The 21,395-nt window shown below is 32.1% G+C and carries 19 protein-coding genes and 1 other annotated feature; all 19 genes read right to left on the reverse strand.

Annotated elements, in window-relative coordinates; genetic code table 11:
• Positions 1–137: 137 nt before the first annotated feature.
• The 19 genes from KTF99_RS00775 to KTF99_RS00865 all read right to left on the reverse strand — a co-directional run bounded on the left by KTF99_RS00775 (position 138) and on the right by KTF99_RS00865 (position 21,251).
• The gene (locus KTF99_RS00775; protein WP_009300071.1) at positions 138–1,373 is read right to left on the reverse strand and encodes a D-alanyl-D-alanine carboxypeptidase family protein; all 1,236 of its coding nucleotides are present in this window, start codon (positions 1,371–1,373) and stop codon (positions 138–140) included.
• A complete protein-coding gene (locus KTF99_RS00780; protein WP_003536567.1) occupies positions 1,366–2,268 on the reverse strand; it encodes a DMT family transporter in 903 nt (300 codons plus the stop codon). Before KTF99_RS00780 ends, KTF99_RS00775 begins: the two co-directional genes overlap by 8 nt.
• A 227-nt stretch (positions 2,269–2,495) precedes the next feature.
• A complete protein-coding gene (gene ileS / locus KTF99_RS00785) occupies positions 2,496–5,225 on the reverse strand; it encodes an isoleucine--tRNA ligase (protein ID WP_022007778.1) in 2,730 nt (909 codons plus the stop codon).
• Positions 5,226–5,265: 40 nt separating this feature from the next.
• Positions 5,266–5,468, reverse strand: a binding site (T-box leader).
• Positions 5,465–5,896, reverse strand: a complete 432-nt coding sequence (locus KTF99_RS00790; protein WP_003536565.1) for a DivIVA domain-containing protein — start codon at positions 5,894–5,896, stop codon at positions 5,465–5,467. Its footprint overlaps the feature before it by 4 nt.
• 12 nt (positions 5,897–5,908) lie before the next feature.
• Entirely contained in the window at positions 5,909–6,667 is a 759-nt protein-coding gene (locus KTF99_RS00795; protein WP_003536564.1) for a YlmH family RNA-binding protein, read from the reverse strand.
• A gap of 35 nt (positions 6,668–6,702) precedes the next feature.
• A complete protein-coding gene (locus KTF99_RS00800; RefSeq protein ID WP_003536563.1) occupies positions 6,703–7,134 on the reverse strand; it encodes a cell division protein SepF in 432 nt (143 codons plus the stop codon).
• A 134-nt stretch (positions 7,135–7,268) separates the two neighbouring features.
• Positions 7,269–7,508 (reverse strand): YlmC/YmxH family sporulation protein, encoded by a 240-nt coding sequence (locus KTF99_RS00805; RefSeq protein WP_003536562.1) that lies wholly within the window; start codon positions 7,506–7,508, stop codon positions 7,269–7,271.
• A 23-nt stretch (positions 7,509–7,531) separates the two neighbouring features.
• Entirely contained in the window at positions 7,532–8,308 is a 777-nt protein-coding gene (locus tag KTF99_RS00810) for a SigB/SigF/SigG family RNA polymerase sigma factor (RefSeq protein ID WP_003536561.1), read from the reverse strand.
• A gap of 48 nt (positions 8,309–8,356) precedes the next feature.
• A complete protein-coding gene (sigE, locus tag KTF99_RS00815) occupies positions 8,357–9,052 on the reverse strand; it encodes an RNA polymerase sporulation sigma factor SigE (RefSeq protein WP_003536560.1) in 696 nt (231 codons plus the stop codon).
• Positions 9,052–9,789, reverse strand: a complete 738-nt coding sequence (locus tag KTF99_RS00820) for a sigma-E processing peptidase SpoIIGA (protein WP_254210074.1) — start codon at positions 9,787–9,789, stop codon at positions 9,052–9,054. Before KTF99_RS00820 ends, sigE begins: the two co-directional genes overlap by 1 nt.
• Before the next feature lie 82 nt (positions 9,790–9,871).
• Entirely contained in the window at positions 9,872–10,648 is a 777-nt protein-coding gene (proC, locus tag KTF99_RS00825; protein WP_003536558.1) for a pyrroline-5-carboxylate reductase, read from the reverse strand.
• A 49-nt stretch (positions 10,649–10,697) separates the two neighbouring features.
• Positions 10,698–11,792, reverse strand: a complete 1,095-nt coding sequence (gene ftsZ / locus KTF99_RS00830) for a cell division protein FtsZ (RefSeq protein ID WP_003536557.1) — start codon at positions 11,790–11,792, stop codon at positions 10,698–10,700.
• A 24-nt stretch (positions 11,793–11,816) separates the two neighbouring features.
• On the reverse strand, positions 11,817–13,076 hold the full coding sequence (gene ftsA / locus KTF99_RS00835) for a cell division protein FtsA (RefSeq protein WP_003536556.1): 1,260 nt from the start codon (positions 13,074–13,076) through the stop codon (positions 11,817–11,819).
• 86 nt (positions 13,077–13,162) lie between these two features.
• A complete protein-coding gene (locus KTF99_RS00840; protein WP_003536555.1) occupies positions 13,163–13,930 on the reverse strand; it encodes a cell division protein FtsQ/DivIB in 768 nt (255 codons plus the stop codon).
• Between the two features lie 3 nt (positions 13,931–13,933).
• Positions 13,934–14,848, reverse strand: coding sequence for a UDP-N-acetylmuramate dehydrogenase (gene murB / locus KTF99_RS00845; RefSeq protein WP_003536554.1), 915 nt, complete (start codon positions 14,846–14,848; stop codon positions 13,934–13,936).
• Between the two features lie 9 nt (positions 14,849–14,857).
• Complete coding sequence (gene murG / locus KTF99_RS00850; RefSeq protein ID WP_003536553.1) at positions 14,858–15,934, reverse strand: undecaprenyldiphospho-muramoylpentapeptide beta-N-acetylglucosaminyltransferase; 1,077 nt, start codon at positions 15,932–15,934, stop codon at positions 14,858–14,860.
• A gap of 28 nt (positions 15,935–15,962) precedes the next feature.
• Positions 15,963–17,039 (reverse strand): putative lipid II flippase FtsW, encoded by a 1,077-nt coding sequence (ftsW, locus tag KTF99_RS00855; protein ID WP_029480463.1) that lies wholly within the window; start codon positions 17,037–17,039, stop codon positions 15,963–15,965.
• A gap of 76 nt (positions 17,040–17,115) precedes the next feature.
• Positions 17,116–18,495 (reverse strand): peptidylprolyl isomerase, encoded by a 1,380-nt coding sequence (locus tag KTF99_RS00860; RefSeq protein ID WP_008791419.1) that lies wholly within the window; start codon positions 18,493–18,495, stop codon positions 17,116–17,118.
• Positions 18,496–18,557: 62 nt separating this feature from the next.
• Positions 18,558–21,251, reverse strand: a complete 2,694-nt coding sequence (locus KTF99_RS00865; RefSeq protein WP_217215403.1) for a glycoside hydrolase family 3 N-terminal domain-containing protein — start codon at positions 21,249–21,251, stop codon at positions 18,558–18,560.
• Positions 21,252–21,395 lie beyond the last annotated feature (144 nt).

Consider the following 21,395-nt stretch of genomic DNA (forward strand, 5'->3'; position numbering starts at 1 on the left):
TAAAATACACTTTTTATCCCATTAAAATGACTTTTAATACCTTTGATTTTATAAACACATATTGGAACATAAAAACAGTACAATTTCTTGTACTGTTTTTATGTTCCACTCAAGTAAATGCATAAAAATTTAATTTCTCATCTTTTTTTCATTCTTAAAATCAGTATATAAATAATTACTAAAATAATCGCAAGACCATATGGAAACATAAAATCTTTAACTACTCCAAGGATGTAACTAAAAGTATCTTTTTCAATTTCTTTAGTAGTAGCATACTCTTCTTGATATAATAATTTGTCTTGATAATATACTTTTAAATCACCAACTTTTTCTCCCTTTTTAACAGGTGCTTCTAATTTTTTAAATGAGTATTTATATTCTAAATCATCTTTATTAAAATCATTTGGTAAAAAGGCACTAACGTCATTTAAATTTGTAATAGCTATTTTTTGTTCGTCCTTTGCTAAAGTTACATCTAACGTTCTTACTTTAGCACCCTTAGTTAAAATACTTTGTAATGAATAATGTTGCCCCACATAATTCATTATATCTAAAGTATCACTTACTGCAGCATGAGTTTTAACATCATTATTAACACTATGACCTACAATGGTAATAATTTCATTATCATTAACCCGATTTAAACTTGATAGACAACTCTTAGCCTCGTTTGTATACCCACTTTTACAACCAAGAATATCATCAACATTTATTTTTGCTCGTTTAGCATTATACATCGATTTATTAACCCATTGATGTAATCCATTTGAAGACGTTTTATAACGTTGAGCATATATATTTTTAAAATCTTCATTTTGAATTGCATATTGAACAATTAATGCCATATCATGAACTGTAGTATAATGATTTTCATCATGAATCCCGGTCGTATTTACAAAATGAGTATCTTTTAAATTTAATTTTTGTGCTAATTCATTCATTTTATCAACAAATGCCTCTTGACTTCCACATAAATTATTTGCTAGAGCTCTAGTTGCATCCGCCCCACTTGGTAAAATAGCGCCATATAATAAATCTTCATATGTAACTGTCTCTCCAACTTCAAAATTAGCTGAGGAAGCTCCAGTTTCCCATACAGTATCAATATCACTTTGTGTAATTACTGTTGTTTTCTTCATATCATCCATTAATTCTAAAGCAAGAATAACGGTCATTACCTTGGTCATACTCGCAGGATACATCCGTTCATCCATGTTCTTATTATATAAAACCAAACCACTTTTTGCATCAATTGCAACTGCATAATCACAAGTAAGCCCAATATCTTCACTATTTTCTAAAGCTCTTATCGGTGTTAGTGTTGCTATTAAGCATATTCCAACTAATAAAAACGATAATATTTTTTTACACATTCAATTCTTCCTCCCTGACATTACTTCGTTTTAAAAATGATAGTTTCGTTTCAGAAACAATAATTGCAACAAAAATGATAACAAATCCTGCAATAACTTTTAACGTAAGTACTTCTCCATATAATAGAACTGAAAATATTACACCAAATACAGACTCAAGACTTAATAAAATCGCTGCATTACACTCACTCACAAGATTTTGACCAATATTTTGACATAGTAATGTTAGCGCAGTAGCAAAAAAAACTAGATAGCCAATCTGCAAGATCACACTACTGTCAATTTGTTTTATCACTGTAATATCTTCAAATAATAATGAACCAAACAAAGCTAAGATCGCAGTCATTCCAAATTGTAGTGTGGTTAATTTAATAGGATGCATCTCTTGTGAATACTTTTTTATCGCCAAGATATGTAAGGCATAAAAAAATCCTCCACAAATAGTTAAAAGATCACCAGTATTCATTGTCAAATCACCATCTAAAGAAACTAAAGCAACTCCTGATACACAGAGTAAAGCTGCAACAAAGTTATAATTATCAGGTCGTTTATGATAGAATAACCAAACTAAAAAAGGTACAATTGCACAATAAATAGCAGTTAAAAATGCATTTTTCCCTGGGGTTGTCATTGTCAGACCTAATGTCTGTATCAAATAAGCCAAAAATAAACAGGTTCCTGTAATCGCACCCCCTTTTAAATCACGAATACAAGTATCTTTAATATATTTATAAAACATTATGATCATTACTAATGTTGCCAATGTAAACCGAACAAATAACAGGACATTAGGAGTTAAGAAATCCACTGCACTTTTCATAACAATAAATGAACTCCCCCAAATCAAGGCTGCTAATAACAACAAAAATGACCCTTTAAATTTATCACTTTTCATTTGAACCCTCCATACATACTTGTTTATTTTAACACTTTCGACCTATTTCAACAATATTTATTTAATAAAACCCCATTAAACAGCTACTTTTTCTATTTTAGTAATAACTATTGCAATAAAAAAAGTAATCTAAATCGAACAGTCATCCTTGACTATCCAAGATCAGAGATGCAGTCCAATTTATATGATTACTTTTAGCTATACTTATTTAAACTTAGAGATTTTATCTATCCATTGATTACAGCATGACAACGAGGGCACAATTCGCCTTCCATTTCATCTTCATCAAAATAGTTCCAACATCGTGGACATTGATGACCTTCGAACTTTTCAACTTTGATATAAGCGCTATCAAATTCTTCTAACGAAGAATCTTTCACTAACTCAACTTTAGCAACAATAAATAATTGTTTTAAGTCAGCAAGCATTGAAGCCATTTCCTTAAATTCATCTTTTAATGAAATCGTCACTTTTGCTTCCATATTTGATTTTATAATTTTTTCATTTCTCAATCCTTCTAAAGCTTTCATGACATCTTTACGAAGCTCTAGGAAACGATCAAAATGAGCTTTTAATTGATCACTGTTAGGCATATTGATCATTTCAACATTAGGTTCTAAGAAAATTGAATCAGCCTTATTATCATCACAATGGAAATGATCATGTAATTCTTCAGCAGTAAATACTAGAACTGGTGAAATCAATTTCATCATTGCTTTAGCATGATAATATAAAACTGTTTGGACTTGTCTTCTACGAAGACTATCGGCTTTTTCAATATAAAGAATATCTTTAGTAAAGTCCATATAGAATGAGCTTAATAAATTAGTAAAATAATTTAAAATTAATTGATTTGCTTCAGCAAAATCATAATTATCATAAGCTTTATGATATCCTTTAATCAAGTCATTTAATTGAGCTAGCATATATTTATCAACATCAGCCAAAGCTTCAACTGCAACCAGATCAGCTTGTTTAAAATCATTTAAGTTTCCTAATACGAAACGCATTGTATTTCTAATTTTACGATAATTTTCAGAAATTTGTTTCATAATATCATTACTGATTCTTACATCTTGCTGGTAAGCTACTGAAGTTGCCCATAATCTTACAATATCAGCTCCATATTGGTTAACTAATTTAATTGGATCAACAGTATTACCTAATGATTTAGACATTTTATTGCCTTTGCCATCTAAAACAAATCCATGTGATAAAACTGTTTTGTATGGTGCACAACCATGAGCTGCTGTTCCAACAATCAGTGAAGAGTTAAACCAGCCACGGTATTGATCACTACCTTCAAAATATAAATCAACTGGATAACGATATCCCCGTTCAATCATACATCCAGTATGGCTGGAACCTGAGTCAAACCATACATCCATAATATCTTTTTCTTTTTTAAAGATACCATTTGGTGAATGTTCATTTATATATCCTTCTGGTAATAAATCTTTTTCATCACGTTCAAACCAAACATTTGAACCATATTTTCTAAATAAATTAGAAATATGTTTAAAAACTTCTTCTTCCATAATCGGTGTTCCATCTTCACAATAAATGATTGGAATCGGTACTCCCCAAGATCTTTGACGAGAAATACACCAGTCACCACGATCTTTAATCATATTATAAATACGAATATGTCCCCACTCATTTAACCAGTTAACTTTATCAATCTCACTTAATAATTTCTCTCTGATTTTATCAACTGAACAGAACCATTGATCAGTCGCTCTAAAAATAATTGGTTTTTTAGTACGCCAATCATGTGGATAACTATGTGTAATAAATTCAAGCTTTAATAAAACTCCTAATTCATCTAGTTTCATTGTAACTGTTTTATTTGCATCATCTACATATTGACCTTCTAGCCATTCACCACAGTCTTTCATCATACATCCATGTTCATCAACGTTACAATATGCTGGTAAACCATATTTTTGTCCGACGAAAAAGTCATCTGCTCCGAATCCTGGTGCTGTATGAACGCAACCAGTCCCCGCCTCAGCAGTAACATGATCACCTAAGATCACTAATGATTCACGATCATATAAAGGATGTTGACAAGTGATTAATTCTAACTCACTACCTTTAAAGTTTTTGATTACTTTATACTCAGTAATTTCAAATTTTTCCATTAATGAATCAACTAATTCATTTAGAACGATTAATTTTCCTTTAGTTGTTTCAATCAGTGCATAATCGTAACGCTCATTTAAACAAATTGCCAGGTTTGCAGGAATAGTCCAAGGTGTAGTTGTCCAAATAACAAAGCTAGTATCAGTATCTAAGATTCCTTTACCGTCTTTAACAGCAAATTTAACAAAAATAGTCGGACTCTTAATATCATGATATTCAATCTCAGCCTCTGCTAAAGCTGATTCACTTGATGGTGACCAATAGACAGGTTTTAACCCTTTAAAAATTAATCCATCCATTGCCATTTTTGCAAATACATCAATTTGATTAGCTTCAAACTCGGGCATTAAAGTCAAATATGGATGTTTATAATCAGCAAATGTCCCCATTCTGATTAATTGTTCCATTTGTTTATTTACTTGCTCATGAGCATATTCATCACATTTTTCTCTAAAAGCCGCTGTAGACATTTCTTTACGATTTACCCCTAATTTTTGAATCGCATTTTCAATTGGTAATCCATGCGTATCCCAACCAGGAATATATGGCGTATAGCGTCCCTCCATATTATTGTAACGACAGATAACATCTTTGATTACCTTATTTAACATATGTCCCATATGCATATTACCATTGGCATATGGTGGACCATCATGAAAAACAAAATCTTCTTTCCCTTTGTTTTGCTCAATTACTCTTTCGTACATGTTCTCTTTTTGCCAGCGTTCAACATACTTAGGTTCTTTTTTAGGAAGATTCCCACGCATTTCGAACTCAGTTTTTGGCATTAATAGTGTGTCCTTATAGTTCATTTCTTTTCCTCCAAATAAATTAAAAAACGTCCTTTCAAAATAAAAGGACGAATAATTCGCGGTACCACCTTAATTCGTATTTTCCAATACGCACTCAAACATCTTAACGCGATTAACGGCAACCCCTACTAATTTCAAGGTGCTACTCCCGAGTGATCCATTATAATAATAGTTACTGATTTTCACCATCCATCAGCTCTCTACAAACATCTTACTATAAACTGTCTCTTTCATCGTATTTAGTTATCTTCATCTTCTTCGTTAATAAGATTAAAGACTTCCGAATTATCGATTGAATCCAAAATATCTTGGGACATTTTTTGAACCGATGAACGGAATTTAATTGCCTGATCTTTAAAATCATTCATCTCACTAGATAAACTACGAACATAGTCCAATGATTCTTTTAAGATCATATTGGCATTGCGTTTAGCCTTATCAATCAATTCACTTGCTTCTTTTAAGGCTAGACGAGCAATTTCTTCATTAGTTTTTTCGGTAATATTGACACGATGCTGCAATAGCGAGTTTTGTTCTTTAACATGATCTAATTCATCTGTTAAACTAGCAACTTGCTGCTTTAGTGATGCTAACTCAGCTTGATAATCATCTATTTTACTATCAACTTGTTGAACACTATAGCCCCTAAATTGCTTTTTAAATTCACTCATCGTCTCACTCCCCTACTTATAAAAATACCCTTCAACGACATAATTATCCTGTTTAGTTCGTCGTTTAGTATCGACAAATTTAACTCTTCCATGACGTCTTAACGATATTATATCACTATTATTACACAAATAATTTATTTCTTCAACTTCTTTATGATTAACTTTTACAAAACCTGATTGAATATAACTGACAGCCTTGCTTCGAGGCACTCCATATAAAGTTGAAACAACTTTATCTAAACGAAATGAGGAGACAATAAAAGTTTTACTTATATATTGATGTTTAATTGTAATAATCTCTTCACTCTCTAAAATTTTAACTTTACTACGTTTAATTTTAATTAAGTTATTTTTTACATACTCATAGATTTTTGCATCCATGGCAACATAAAAATTATCCTCATACTCATAAATATCCCCAAATAATTCGCGTTTAACCCCTAAAGACATTAATGCTCCTAAAATATCTCGATGATTCAATGTACCAAATGGTTTTGCATAACTTATTTTAGCTAAAACTATTTCAAAATCTTCTTTTTCAATTTGATAAAATGATGGTGCAATAATCAAACGTTTCATTTCACTATCAACCATTCCACCATCTTCAATAACAATCAAATCATTTTGATTCCCTACAATGCTATAAACAATTGATTGATGATATGGATTTAAAAATTTAGTTAAAACAAGTCTTTGTTTATATAGAGCTTGATCTTTAAACTCTAATACCTTTTTAACAAAAACTTCTTCACCTTTAAAATGCTCTATCATAATTAAAAAGTATTAGCTAAGCTAATACTTATCTATTATTCTTCAGATTCATCTTCATCTAAATCAATTGTCCCAGAAACACCAATGTTTTTAGGAGTACATAAGAATATTCTAGGTCCAATTCTTTGGATGTCTCCTTCAATTGCAAAGATAACTCCGCTTAAAAAATCTACAACTCGTTTAGATTGTTCTTTTTGTAAACGATGCAAGTTAACAACAGCAGCTTTCTTTTGCTTTAAATGATTTGCAATATCTTGAGTTTCTGCAAATGCCCGTGGTTCAAATAAAATTAATTGGCTATCTTTATTTGCATTTAAAGCTTTGATTGCATCACTTGTTTTAGAAAACTTTGCTTGCTCAAATAAGCTTGTTTTAGGTTCTGTATCAATCTCTACATCTTCATATTCTTCAACTTCGTCACCGTCTTCGTCAAAAAACCATTTTTTTACTTTTTGTCCGTATCCCATGAAGTGGTCCTCCTTAATTTATTACTAGTATATTATAGCACAATAAATCCGTCCATAAAAGGATAATTACTCAACAAACTGCTGGTTATTTAAAAGATTTTATTAAAATAGTCAAATGCTTAAACATTTGACTATTATGGCTCAATCGATACAAGAATCACATCGCCACCAATGCTCACTACACATTCAATTGGAATAACAATACATGGTGCTTCTTTAAAAAAACATAATAGTTTAAAAAAGCTATATTTCTCTACTACAATTGCCTGTATACATTTACCGCACCAGTCAATTTCAATATCGCTGATAAAACCAATTTTGCAGCCATCAACGACATTGATCACGTCTTTAGACTGCAGTTTTACAAATCTCATCGAATCACCATTAATATATATGCTTATTTTAGATAATTATGTAAATTATCTAAAGCTTTTCTTTCGATTCTTGACACTTGAGCTTGGGAAATAAATAATTCCTTTGCAATCTCACTTTGGGACAACCCCTCAAAATATCTTTGTTTAATCACACGATGCTCTTTTTGATTTAATGATTTTAAAGCATCATATAAATCTATTGTTTCATTTGTTCTTGATACAACTGTTTTATCATCTGTAATCGAATCAATCATCTTTAAATTATTACCATCATCATTTTTAACTTCTTCTTGTAATGAAGAAACACTGTTTGTTGATAACAGCGCTTCAATAACAGCACTTGGCTCAACTTCCAGTTCATTAGCTAATTCATTTATCGTTGGTTCACGATTTAATTTTGTTATATAGCTATCTTTAACCTTTAAAACCTTATACGCTAAATCTCGAATTGAGCGAGAAATCTTGATTTGATGGTTATCACGAAGATAACGTTTCATCTCACCAATTATTAGAGGAACTGCATATGTTGAAAATTTCAAACCAAAACTAGTGTTAAAATTTTCAATTGCTTTAATCAGCCCAATCATTCCAACTTGAAATAAGTCATCCATGCTATCTTCACGACCATAAAAACGTCTTGCCATTGATAAAACTAACTTAGTATTATCGTTAACTAATCTGTCTTTTATCGCCTCGTTTTTAGTAGCTTGGTATTCGTCTATCAATTTATAAGTTTCATCGGTTGTAAGTCTTTTTTTCGGTTCTTGATAACCATTTATAATAACTTGATAATTACTCATATTTGCCTTCTTTCAACTCTATTTTTAGCAAATATGACAAATTTATACTTATTTTATTTCATTATAATTTAATTTATTACGTAATTTTTTGATTATTTTCTTTTCTAATCGTGAAATATATGACTGTGAAATTCCCATCATTTTAGCAACATCCTTTTGCGTCAACTCATCATAATTCATTAAACCATAACGAAACATCAAAATTTCCTTTTCACGTTTGGATAAATCCTTAAAAGCCTCATAAAACATTGCTTTTTGATCACTTTGTTCCAATTCATTTTTAACAATATCACTATCTGTTCCAATAATATCCGATAACAACAATTCATTTCCATCATAATCAATATTTAATGGTTCATCTAAAGATATCTCGTGACGCAATTTATTATTTTTTCTTAGAAACATCAAAATTTCATTTTCTATACACCGTGATGCATAAGTAGCTAACTTAATATTTTTATCAGGTTTAAAAGTATTGATTGCTTTAACTAAACCAATCGTTCCGATACTAATCAAATCTTCTATTCCACCATTTTGCGTCGTATCATAGCGTTTTGCAACATATACAACTAGCCTTAAATTATGCTCAATCAACAAATCTCGAGCATCATTATCACCAGCTCCCAACTTTTCTAAAGCTTCCTTTTCTTCAATACCTTTTAATGGTGGTGGTAAGATATCATGCCGTCCAATATAATAAAGATATTTAGTTTTATTTAATATTTTTAAAATAAATTTTATCATTATAAAATTCCTCCCATAAGTGATTTATTTAATAAACAATCATATTGTATCCCGGCAATCACCCCGACATAGATATCTTGTAATCTCTGATTATTAATTATAACCTGATCAACTTTGATTATTTCAATAATATCTTCACGTAAATCATTTAATTCTAAAACATCGATTACTTCATACTCATCAATAATTTTTTGATTAATTATGATTAAAGGAAAACCCTCATAGTAAACTTCATTACCACTATCAAGAAATCCTTTAATTGTATAACTATGTTGCTGGTAATCCAATTTCATTACATATAAATAGTCATCAATTCTTATTTTTCTTTTTAAATAAACAATAAACATAATCTGCATCAATACAACGAGCAAGCTAACAATAAATAAACCAATGCTACTAACATTTACTGGTGAAATTAAGATTCCATTATAAATAAATGCTTCTGGAATTATTGAACTAGCGAATAATAATAATGAAAAATAAACAAAAATAAAAATTGGATAATACAGAAATATTTGGCGTTGATATAGACATAAAAAAACAACTGCCCAGATCAATATAATTAACCAACTATAACTATCTAAGTATAATAGTAAAATTACTCCACTTAAGTAAAAGCTATGTTTAATAACCATTAGATACGACATTTCCTTACTAATTAAAATCGACATCATTTCCAAAGCAACCAAAATAATTAAATAGTTTGTTAGATACGTCAGTTCAATATATACCTCCATCTTTTCACCCCTAACTATCATAGCGCTTATCTAAGCAAAAAAATGTCAAGAAAAGAAAAAAGGATCTTGCGATCCTAATATTTTAATTTGATTCTTTAATTGCTTTTAAAACAGCATTTCTAAAGCCATTTTCTTCTAAAGTTTCGACCCCTTTGATAGTGATCCCCCCAGGCGAACAAACTTGATCTTTTAAAATACCTGGATGTAACTGTGTTTCTTTTTGCATCATTCCAGCACCGATTAAAGTCTGACTAGCTAGTCTATAAGCAACATCTCTTGGTAAGCCTAAGCGTACCCCACCATCTGCCATTGCTTCAATAAACATATAAACAAACGCTGGTCCACAACCACTAATACTTCCTCCGGCTTTCATTTGATAACTTGGTAAAATTACTACTTCTCCAATGCTTGAAAACATCTCAACAGCATAATTTAGTTCATCTGCAGTTAGCGTATTTTCTTGTTCAAATAAAGTCATTCCATTCATTACCAAAGCTGGTGTATTGGGCATGATCGTCAAATGTCGTGTTGAATCCAATAACAATTCATTATACATTTCATTATCGTAACCAGCAACAATTGAAATAATTGCCTTATTATCTAATTCGTCTGTAATTTTAGCGACTACATCTTCAACAACATTTGGTTTAACTGCAATTATCACTATGTCAGCCATAGCAACTAATTCTTTTTCACTAGTACAAACATTTATTGAAAAATCAGTATGCATCTTTGTTAGTTTATCATTATCTATATCGAATGCATAAACATTTTCACCTTCAACAAAACCACTTTTAATAATCCCGCCAGCAATAGCACCGGCCATGTTTCCCATACCAATAAATCCTATTTTTTTCATCTAAATTATCCCCCTTTGCAAAATAAGCTAACCTTAGTTAGCTTATTAATTAAACTCTTCTATTTTTTATAAATGCTGGTGGAAAATCACCGTCATCATCGTCTTCTTCATCTTCAAAACGCGCTGATAAAGGTACAACATCTTCAACACTGCGTGTTTTTAAAACGTTTGGACGTGGTTCAAAATCATCATCGTTTTCCTCTTCAAAACCTGTTGCAATAACAGTGACGATAATATCATCATCTAAATTTTCATTGATTGCAATTCCTAAATATGTATTAATATCATCACCAACTTCTTGAGAAATCGTCTCAAGAGCAATATTTGCATCAAATAATGAAATATTTGGTCCACCAGTTACATTAATAATTGCATCTTTAGCACCCGCTACAGACACTTCTAATAATGGCGAAGAAATAGCACGTTTTGCAGCCTCTTTCGCTTTATCATCACCAGAAGACATCCCAATTCCAATTAAAGCATTACCGCGATTTTTCATAACCGCAGAAACATCAGCAAAGTCAAGATTAATAAAAGCAGGAATAGCAATTAAGTCAGTAATTGTTTGAACCCCTTGACGTAAAACATTATCAGCTTCTCTGAATGCTTCTTGCATTGGACGTCCACCGATCAATTGTAATAAACGATCGTTAGAAACGGTAATAATTGAATCGACGTTAGCACGTAATTCTTCAATCCCTGAGATTGCTTGTTTTTTTCTTTTCATTCCTTCAAAAGTAAATGGTTTTGTAATAACCCCAACTGTTAAAGCACCTAATTCACGAGCAATTTTAGCAAATACGGGAGCAGCCCCAGTACCTGTTCCACCACCCATACCAGCAGCGATAAAAACCATATCTGCACCTTCTAGCACTTGACGAATTTCTGCTTCTGATTCAAGAGCTGCTTTTTTTCCAATTTCAGGTTCTCCACCAGCTCCTAGACCTTTTGTTAAATCTCTACCTAATTCAATTTTATTAGTAACAGGAGAACGTTTTAATACTTGCAAATCAGTATTTGCAACATAAAATTCTACTCCAGCTACACCCTCTTCTACCATGCGGTTTACGGCATTATTACCACCACCACCAACACCAATTACTTTAATTCGTGCTACTTGTTCAAATCCTAATTCTTCACTCATGACAATATATCCTCTCTTTTTATATTAATCTTCACTAAAAAATGAATCTAATAGTTTTGACATTTTACTTCCTTGTTTTGAAGGCGCTGACTTTGTCAACCCTTTAAATCTAATTGCCATTGTATTTGTCACATCCGGCAATACTAATGAAGGTGTATAATCACCAACAACCTGTTTTCTTTCCATTAAGTAATAAACCATCCCAATTGCAGCTACTAATGACATATCACGAGTTCCAATCGTATCAGGACGATAGATTCGAACGGGACATTCTAAAACCTCTGTAGCAATAGTATCCAGCATTTCCAGCTCTCCACCACCACCAACGATTAAAGTTTCATATTTACTAATATCATCAATAACTGAAATCTTTTCTTTAATCTTATTCATTACTTCATAAGCTGTTTCATTTAATAAATCAGCCAAGTCCTGTTGTGTATAATCACGTTTTTGTTCATCAACAAAGGTTGTATGAATAATATCATTCTGACCTTGTGTTACATCTAATGAACCATATTTAATTTTATAAGCTTCTGCCTGATTCATTGATATCTGCATATTTTGGGCAATTTTACGAGTAAAATCATACCCTCCTACTTGGCAAACTGTCAAGTATTGTAAATATCCATCTTTATAAAATGAAACTGTCGAAGTCTTATAACCCATATCTATCAATAAAGCACCTTCTTGAAGATATACTGCATCAAAAGCCTCTTTTGCGCATGCAAACGCATTGATAGTAATATCAAGTACTTCCACACCGCATTTTTCAACTACCGAAATATATGGGTAAAGCAACTCTTTACTAGTAGTAATGACTAAAGAATCAACGATCAAATTTCTTGAAAGTTCCCCTAAAGGCGCCTCAACGGTTGCTCCTTTATCACTATGATAGCGAACTGGAATAATTGATACTACTTCTTCATCCTTAGAACGTTTAAATTTTGATGACAAACGCAATACTCTAACTATATCATCAGTAGATACTTTAGACCCAGCATCTGATAAACTAATGCTGCTGTCACTTTGATATAATTTAGCTTTTATGGTTGGAATTGTTAAAGCGACGCTCGTAATCTTAGATTCTAGAAAAGCCTCTGCTTCATCAATCAGTTTTCGTATATCTCTAATTAAGATACGATCATCTTCTATAATTCCCTTTTTCACTCCGTGACTAGGAATCGTTTTGACAAACAGTACATTGACATTAATGTTATTTACTTCAGCAACAAGAAACTTTAAGGTTGCACTACCGATGTCTAAAACAGCGTAAATATCTTTCATCACGTATCCCCTTTTCTTAGTATATATACAATATTAGCATAAAAACAGTTATTTTTAAACTCCTTTAAGCAATCCCGTAGAAAAAATTAATTATGAACATAAACATACTTCCCGACAAAATCATAATACTTATAATCTGGGAATTCTTCCATCTTTAAAGCATAATTATCGCCCTTTAATTGTACTGCCATATCATCATATCGCAAGTATAGAATTTTACCATCATCCATGATAAATTCACAACGTTTATCGTCAAGATTTTCAGGCGCATAATTAATATCTGAAATTTGATTAACTACTTGAGCGGGAATTTTTGCAAATTCCTTTGCAAAAGCTGCAAAGCGATCATAATCAAAACCATTTAATTTTGGACACCGTTGTACATATGTAGTTAATACTCCAGCCTCATCTTTAGTTACACGGCCAGTTTCATCAACAACATACAATATATTATCAATCGTACATTGACCAATCGGGTCAGCTTCAACTACTTTTATTTTAACATGACCAAATAAATCTTTTGTAACCTTGGCATCCTTAATTAGCGATGTTTTTTTAATGGCATTTTCAGCTGCATCCATACTTTTAAAGAAAGTATAATCCTGATGCAGTTTTATTTTTGAAGCGGTAATTATTTCTTCACTACTCACACGATTATTACCACTAACAGTTATTGTCTGTAAACGACTATAATCACTGACAAAAAAAGCAATAATCAATCCTATAACTAAAATTACAAAAATGACACGTCGACGCCTTTTTCGCTTCTTTGCCTTTTGTTTCTTTAAATAAGCAAGAACTTGATCGCGATCATAATCGTTATATATATTCTGTTGTTGCTTTCTTTTTGCCATACACTACTCCCAATTAATCAATCCAACCTCACGTCTTAACTTAACTCCAAATTTTTCATTTACTTTCTCTTGTACTAACATAATCAAATCATAAATATCTTTAGCACTGGCATAGCCATTATTTACAATAAAATTAGAATGTTTTGGCGAAACTTGAGCTCCTCCAATTTCATAGCCTCTTAAGCCACATTCATCAATATACTGCCAAGCTGGTTTATCTTGCGGATTTCTAAATACACTTCCGGCACTTGGCATATTCCAAGGTTGTGAAGACATTCTTCGTTCCTTACGTTTATCTAAAACAGCTTTAATCTCATCAGGACTTTTAGCAGTCAATTCAAACGTTACTTCCAAAACAATCAATTTTCGATTATCTTGACAAATTGAATGACGATAAGAAAAGTCCATCTGTTCATTATTAAAAGTAACAACTTCATGCTTTTCATTTAATAATGTGACCGTCTTTACTACACTTGCCAGGTCATACTTATATGCTCCAGCATTCATATATATTCCACCACCAATTGAGCCAGGAATCCCGCCCATAAATTCAAAACCGCTTAATCCAATTTTAGCAGCTTGATATGATAATGAAATCATTGGTACACCAGCTTGAGCAATCATCGTCGAACCATTGACCTTAATCTCATTAAAACATTCGTTGAGAGAAATAATTAAGCCCTCATATTCACGATCAGAGAATAATAAATTTGAACCCCGACCGATTACTAAATATTTAACCCGATGCTTACCACAATATTTAATTGTTTTAATCAGACTATCAACATCTTTAACTTTTAAATAAATACGCGCTGGTCCTCCGACTTTATAAGTGGTATGTTTATACATCGGCTCATCTTCAATCATCTCACCAACATCTAATTTTTCTAAATCTTCTTTAACTTGAGAAAATTTCATTCTATACTCCTACATTTCTTTAATTAATTTATAAATATCTCTACATGCATTTGGTTTACCAAGAGCCTTGGCACTTTTTTGCATACTCTCTTGAACAATTTTATTCTCTAAAATATAATCCACTTTTTCCACAAAATCTTTACTATTAAGATTTTCCTCTAAAATCATCATTGCTGCATTACGATCAGCTAATTCTCGAGCATTATACTCCTGATGATTAGCGGCAACATAAGGACTTGGAATTAAAATTGCTGGGATCCCTACCGCTGTAATTTCTGCCAGCGTAGAAGCACCAGCACGAGAAACAACCAAGGTTGTATTCTTTAATACTGATGGCATATCATCAATATACGGTACTAATTTAATATTCTTATTTAACTTTCCTAATTTTGTTTTCATCTCTTCAAAATAAGGCTTCCCAGTTACATAAAGCACTTGATAATTCTTTTGTTCAAAAGTCTTTAATGATTTTAACATCATTTCGTTAACAGATTTTGAACCCAATGATCCCATTACAATAGTCACTAAAGGAAGATTTTTATTTAGATGATATTTTTTAAAAATATCATCTGGTTTGATTGAGGCAATTACACTAGCACGTGGATTCCCTAATTTATAAGTTTTATCTTTGGGAAAATTCTCATATGCTTTATCATAACAACATACGATTTTATCAACATTTTTAATTAAAATTTTATTTGTTAAACCAATAATTGAATTTTGTTCATGAATCATTGTTTTATATCCTAAGCGATTAGCAGCTTCAACAACACTAGCACTAGGATAACCACCAAAACCAATGACAATATCCGGTTTGAATTTTTTAACTATTTTTTTCGCTGTAAAAATTGATTTAACAAAAATAGCAGCAGCAATCCCCTTTTTAATAGGATTTCCAACTAACCCGCGAACATTTAAACCAATATATTCATAGCCTTGTTGAGGTACTACTTCTGATTCAATACGATCCTTAGTTCCTACAAAAAGAAACTCACTATCTGGTTCTACTTCTTTTATATATTCAACTAAAGCTAAGGCAGGGTATAAGTGTCCACCTGTGCCCCCAGCTCCAACTATTACTTTCATCATCTCACCTCTAGACACTAGTATAACATTAATATGTTGATTTTGAAATATTTAATACAATTCCAATTGCAATAAGCGTAATCGTCAATGACGATCCTCCGTAAGACATTAACGGCAAAGTTACTCCCGTTACTGGAAATAAACCGACAACTACTCCAAGATTGATCAAAGTTTGAATTCCAATCATTGAAATAATTCCAATCATTAAAAAGCTGCCAAATAAATCTTTTACTTTAGTTGCTTGATTAAAGACAGTTACAAACATATAACCGTACATTCCAACTAATAAAACGCCCCCAATCAATCCAAATTCTTCTAAAAATATAGCAAAAATAAAATCTGTTTGTGGTTCCGGTAAATAAAAATGTTTTTGCACACTATTATTAAAGCCTACTCCTAAAATTCCCCCTGGTGCAATCGCATAAAGTGACTGAATAATTTGGAAACCACTTCCTAAGGGATCGGCAAAAGGGTTTAAAAAAGCTACGATACGTGCTAAACGATATGGAGCCGAAATAATCATAATAACGATTCCAATTGCCCCTAAGATCCCTAACATAACAAAATATTTAAATGGAAATGGACTAACGATCAACATCACTACAATTGAACAAGCCATTACAACACCACTGCCAAAATCAGGCTGAAGCATAATTAAACCAAACCCAAGTCCCAAAATCAATAACAACTTCAAACTAGCTTTTAGTTTCTTTAATTCATGATAATGATTGTTAATATAGTTTGCACTATAAATAATTATCGCAATTTTAAACAGCTCAGATGGCTGCAACGAAATAATACCTAAATTAAACCATGAGCGCGACCCCCCGCGAACTGCTCCAATCCCCGGAATCAAAACTAAAATCATCAAGATAAAAGACCCAATCAAAAGTTTATTTGCATTTTTTTGATAAATATGATAATCAATCTTTGAAAACACAAACATAGCAATTATACCAATAACAGCAAAAATTCCTTGTCGTTTAATGTAATATAAAGAATCATTAAATTTATATCCGGCCCAAATATTCGAGGCACTATATACCATCATCAACCCAATTATCACAATTATTAAAACTGTAACGACCACTCTTCTACGTTTCATATACTTACCTCCATTTTAAGTATATGAAAAAATATTTTAAGAAATGAAAAAAAGCTTATCATTCCTGATAAACTTTTTATTTAATCATAACCTTGATATTCCTTTTTAAATCATTTAACTGCTTATCATACGTTGCTTCTTTAGCTAATACCTTTGCTCTTTCAAAATAATCAATTCCTCCAAATCCTCTAAAATATACAATGGTATAACCATAATTACTCATTAATACTTCCAAATCTCCAACTTGTCGAGATTCATCAAAAACCCAATTTGCAATTTCAATAGTACTATCCCCTTTAGATATATTGTCATAATCTCCCTGATTGTTCTTATCATCTGCATATTTACTATTATATTCATGAAACTTATCAATCGATCTGTCAGTATTATTCATAAAATCTTGTAGCAAATTGTCTGCAAATTCTTTACATGTATTCATTTTTTCGGTTGTCAAATTATCAGTATCTGTTTCTCTAGCATCTAAATAAACTGTTGAAATACTAGCTTGTCGATAAACAGGCTGTTCTCTAGCCACCAGCATAACTACATCAATACTAGAATCCCCTTCAACTACTTTAACACTATTAATTGGTAATGCCTGATCAAATAATACGGATTGCAAATATTCAGGTAAATCTGATTTTCTTAAATCTTGACGTAGACTCAAATCATTATTTTGATAATAAATTTTTTTATCATCACTACTATAATCAACTGCCATCTGTTTAAAATCTGCCTCACTACGAATCTTTTGGGCAAACTCATCTGCTTTTGCTTTATCATCCTTAGCAAAAGCAAAATAGCGAATATTGATCGTATCAATATCATTTTTATTAGCTAGATAATATTGCTCCACCTCTTCATCAGTTGGTTCTTTTAATAAAACTGCTGCATATCGTGAGGCCAGATTAGCTTCCTCATAATAACTGATTAAATTATCCTTTGTTGCCTCTAAACCAAAGGTTGAATGGAGATAATCTTCAAAATCAATCTTATTTTCTTTACAATAACTTTCTAGTTCACCAAATGTTGAGCGAGCTTTCTTTTTATCATCAGCATTTATTTGATAACCAGCAGTTTTAGCACCTCTTACCAATGCCTCTACTTCTAAAATATCTTTCTTTGCCTGATCAGCAAAATAATATTCCCATGATTTGTCTGTATAACCAGTAACCGTACAATCTTGATTTTTTAAATCATTTATATCCTTTTCAATATTAAAATCAACTATACTTGCATAATCATCACTAAAAGCACTGTAATATTGGTTTAAATATTTAGTCAAAGCGCGACCATAGAAAAACTCAAATTTTGCTTTTGGCACCTCTTTATCATCTAGTTTCATTGTATAGCCAACTTTCAGATTTCCTAAATAATTATTTTCTGGTTCTTTGGAACAACCTATTATCAAAGCTGCCAGTACTAGCAAAATCATTAATTTTTTAAGTATTTTCATATGCTCACCTCAATTAATTATAGAGGTATGCTGAACCATACCTCTATATCATCTTTATCATTTTATTTTACTGCTTTTCTTTTTTTAGCTGTTACATATGCAGTTAATCCTGCCACTAGAGCAACGGCCCCAGCCAGCATTGTTGTGTTTAAATTAATTTCATCACCAGTTTTTACTGAAGTAGTAGGTTTATCAGGTGTTGGTGTAGGGGTAACTGTTGTTGTATCTGTAGTTGGACGGTCTGGATTATATGTTTGAACACGCTCATCATCAATAATTCCTGACCAGTTTAAACCATAGGCTACATCATAAGTATTTCCTTGTGTATCTTTATAACATACTAGATCACCAGCAACATCTTCTTTATTCGCTTCTACAGTATCCATATTTGCAGGAAATTGTAATGGTAATAATCCTTTTGGTTCAGATTTACCATTAATAATATCAAACACAGCACTATCACTTACAGAGAAGCCACATACGATTGCATCTACTTTGTCTTCAAATTCACTAACGATAACAGGACCATTAGCATTTAAAGCAACAACTACAGGAATATCTTTATTGACTGCTTTAGCTGCTTCTACAGCTTCCAAACAAGCTGTTAAATCGTATTCATTAGCAATTTTACTAGTTGCTCCATAATAAGATCTATTTTGTTGGGTACCATCACTATTTAAATCTCCAGCAATTGACACTTTTCTTACGTTTTCGCCATCAGCAGTATATGGGCGGTATTGCAATGATAATGGATAAAATTTTTGTTTACCATCTTCAACGATCATACCTGATTGATTAAATAAGCTTCCGTTATTTGGAGAACGCATTCCAACAATTACTTTATCAACATTTGATAAATCAGGTCGTACTACTTTATCATCAACTATTTCATCAGTTAAAACTGTTCCATAGATAGATTTAGCTGTCTCAATATTCATTGAATCTGACCAAGATGCAGGTGTATCACCAAAAACTCCTTTTTGTTCTGCAGTATATGTTTTAGGAATATAAACAGTCATATCTTTAGGATCTTTTGCTTGATCTTTAGCCGCTTTAATTGTGTTATCTTTATTCTTTAACATAACCACTGACTCTAACTGAGCTTGATATCCAGCGTCTTTTTTATCTTTACTTCCAGCTTCAGCTAATGATTCATCTAAATTCAAATAAGTATTTTCAAATAATCCTGGTTCCATTGTTAATTTCAGTAAACGTTTAGCTGAAGTTGCAAAGCGAGTATTAGCAGCTTCTTCGCCATCACGATCAACCATTTGCTGCCATGACCAAACGATTGGCTTATTGTCATTATTACCACCAAACATGTCACCACCAGCATCTAAGATTGCTAAATGTCTTTCGTTATCAGTAGCATTTTCCATTCCCCAAGCCATTCCTAGACCACCTAGTGCTAATTGTTCAGGGGGCGTGCTAGTAACACCCCAGTCAGTACAAACTACACCGTCAAAGCCTAAATCATCTCTTAAAATACTCATTTTAGACTTACTATAAGCTGAACCAACTCTTTCGCCACCTAAAGCACTACCGTCAGCATTGATTCCAATTGAATAAGATGTCATCACTGCAGTTGCCGCTCCAGTTTTCCCTTTCAATTTTAAGCCACCTTGAGCAAAAGGAGTTAAATGTTCTTCAAAATTACCACCTGGATAAACTGCATATTTACCTGCACGGGTATGTGATTCACGACCACCTTCACCGGCTCCATCACCAGGGAAGTGTTTGATCATACAGTTAATTGAATCTTTTCCCCATCCTTGATCTTCTCCATTAACATATGTTGATTGTGAACCGTCTGCATAAGCTTGAGCCATATCTGTAGATAGTTTAGTATTTTCACCAAAAGTTCCACCAACTCTTAACCAGCGTGGTTCTGTCGCTAAATCTATTTGAGGTCCTAAAGCTGTTACAATTCCTAATGCACGATATTCAGCTGAAGATGCCTTTGCAAAATTATACATATGTTCAGTATCAAAAGTTGCTGCCAATCCAATATTAGAAGGCCATTTAGAAATATCTGTAACCCCACTAGAAACATTATCAGAATATAAATCTCCTGACCCTGCTGTTGAACGAGGATCAGAACTAAAATCAACAGGAACATTGAAATCAGATATTTCTACATACTCTTGCATCGCATTGACCCAACGTACTGAATCTTCCACATCATTTCCTGCTGCATCAGTAATATTTCTAACATAACTATTTGTTAAATAATCTTTTTGTGAATCTGTTAATCCTGCAGCACTATTTCCTTCATGGCTACTAAATAACATTAATCCAGCAATCTTTGCGAACCCATCTTCACCTTCAGCAACCAATGCATCAGCAAGATCTTGTGCTCTTGTTTCAGCATCAAGATACCATCTTTCATAATCATCGATTTCTCCATTTAAGTTCATATCTTTGAAAGCATATTCCTTACCATCGATATTTTCGCTTAACAACGCCGTTTTACCAGCTTCTTTAGCTTTTTCATCAAAAGCTTTTGAATAAGTCAAAGCTGGAGCTGCTTCACCTTTATAATCAGGATTAGTTACTACCATAATATCAATATCGTAGTCACTAAATTGAGCGTTTTCTCCGCTTCCTTCTGTTTTCGCAGCCTGATATTTTGCTTCCACAACAGAATATTTTGATAATTCTACTGCATTTAATGCAATCGGTGTTGCACTTCCGATAATACAGCCGGCAGCTGATAAAGCAGCCAATGTTTTTGTAAGTTTTTTCTTCTTACTCATCTTCGATTTTCCTCCTCGTTTAAATTCCCTATGCTTCTAGTATAAACGAGAAGTTGATGAAAGCGTTTACTTAATCATCGACAAAACACAAATAAAGTTTAACCTTTTTTGTTTTCGTGAAAAAAAGTATTTTTTCTTAGACCA

The sequence above is a fragment of the Erysipelatoclostridium sp. MSK.7.34 genome, from assembly GCF_019041935.1.
Classification (GTDB): Bacteria; Bacillota_I; Bacilli_A; order Erysipelotrichales; family Coprobacillaceae; genus Thomasclavelia; species Thomasclavelia ramosa.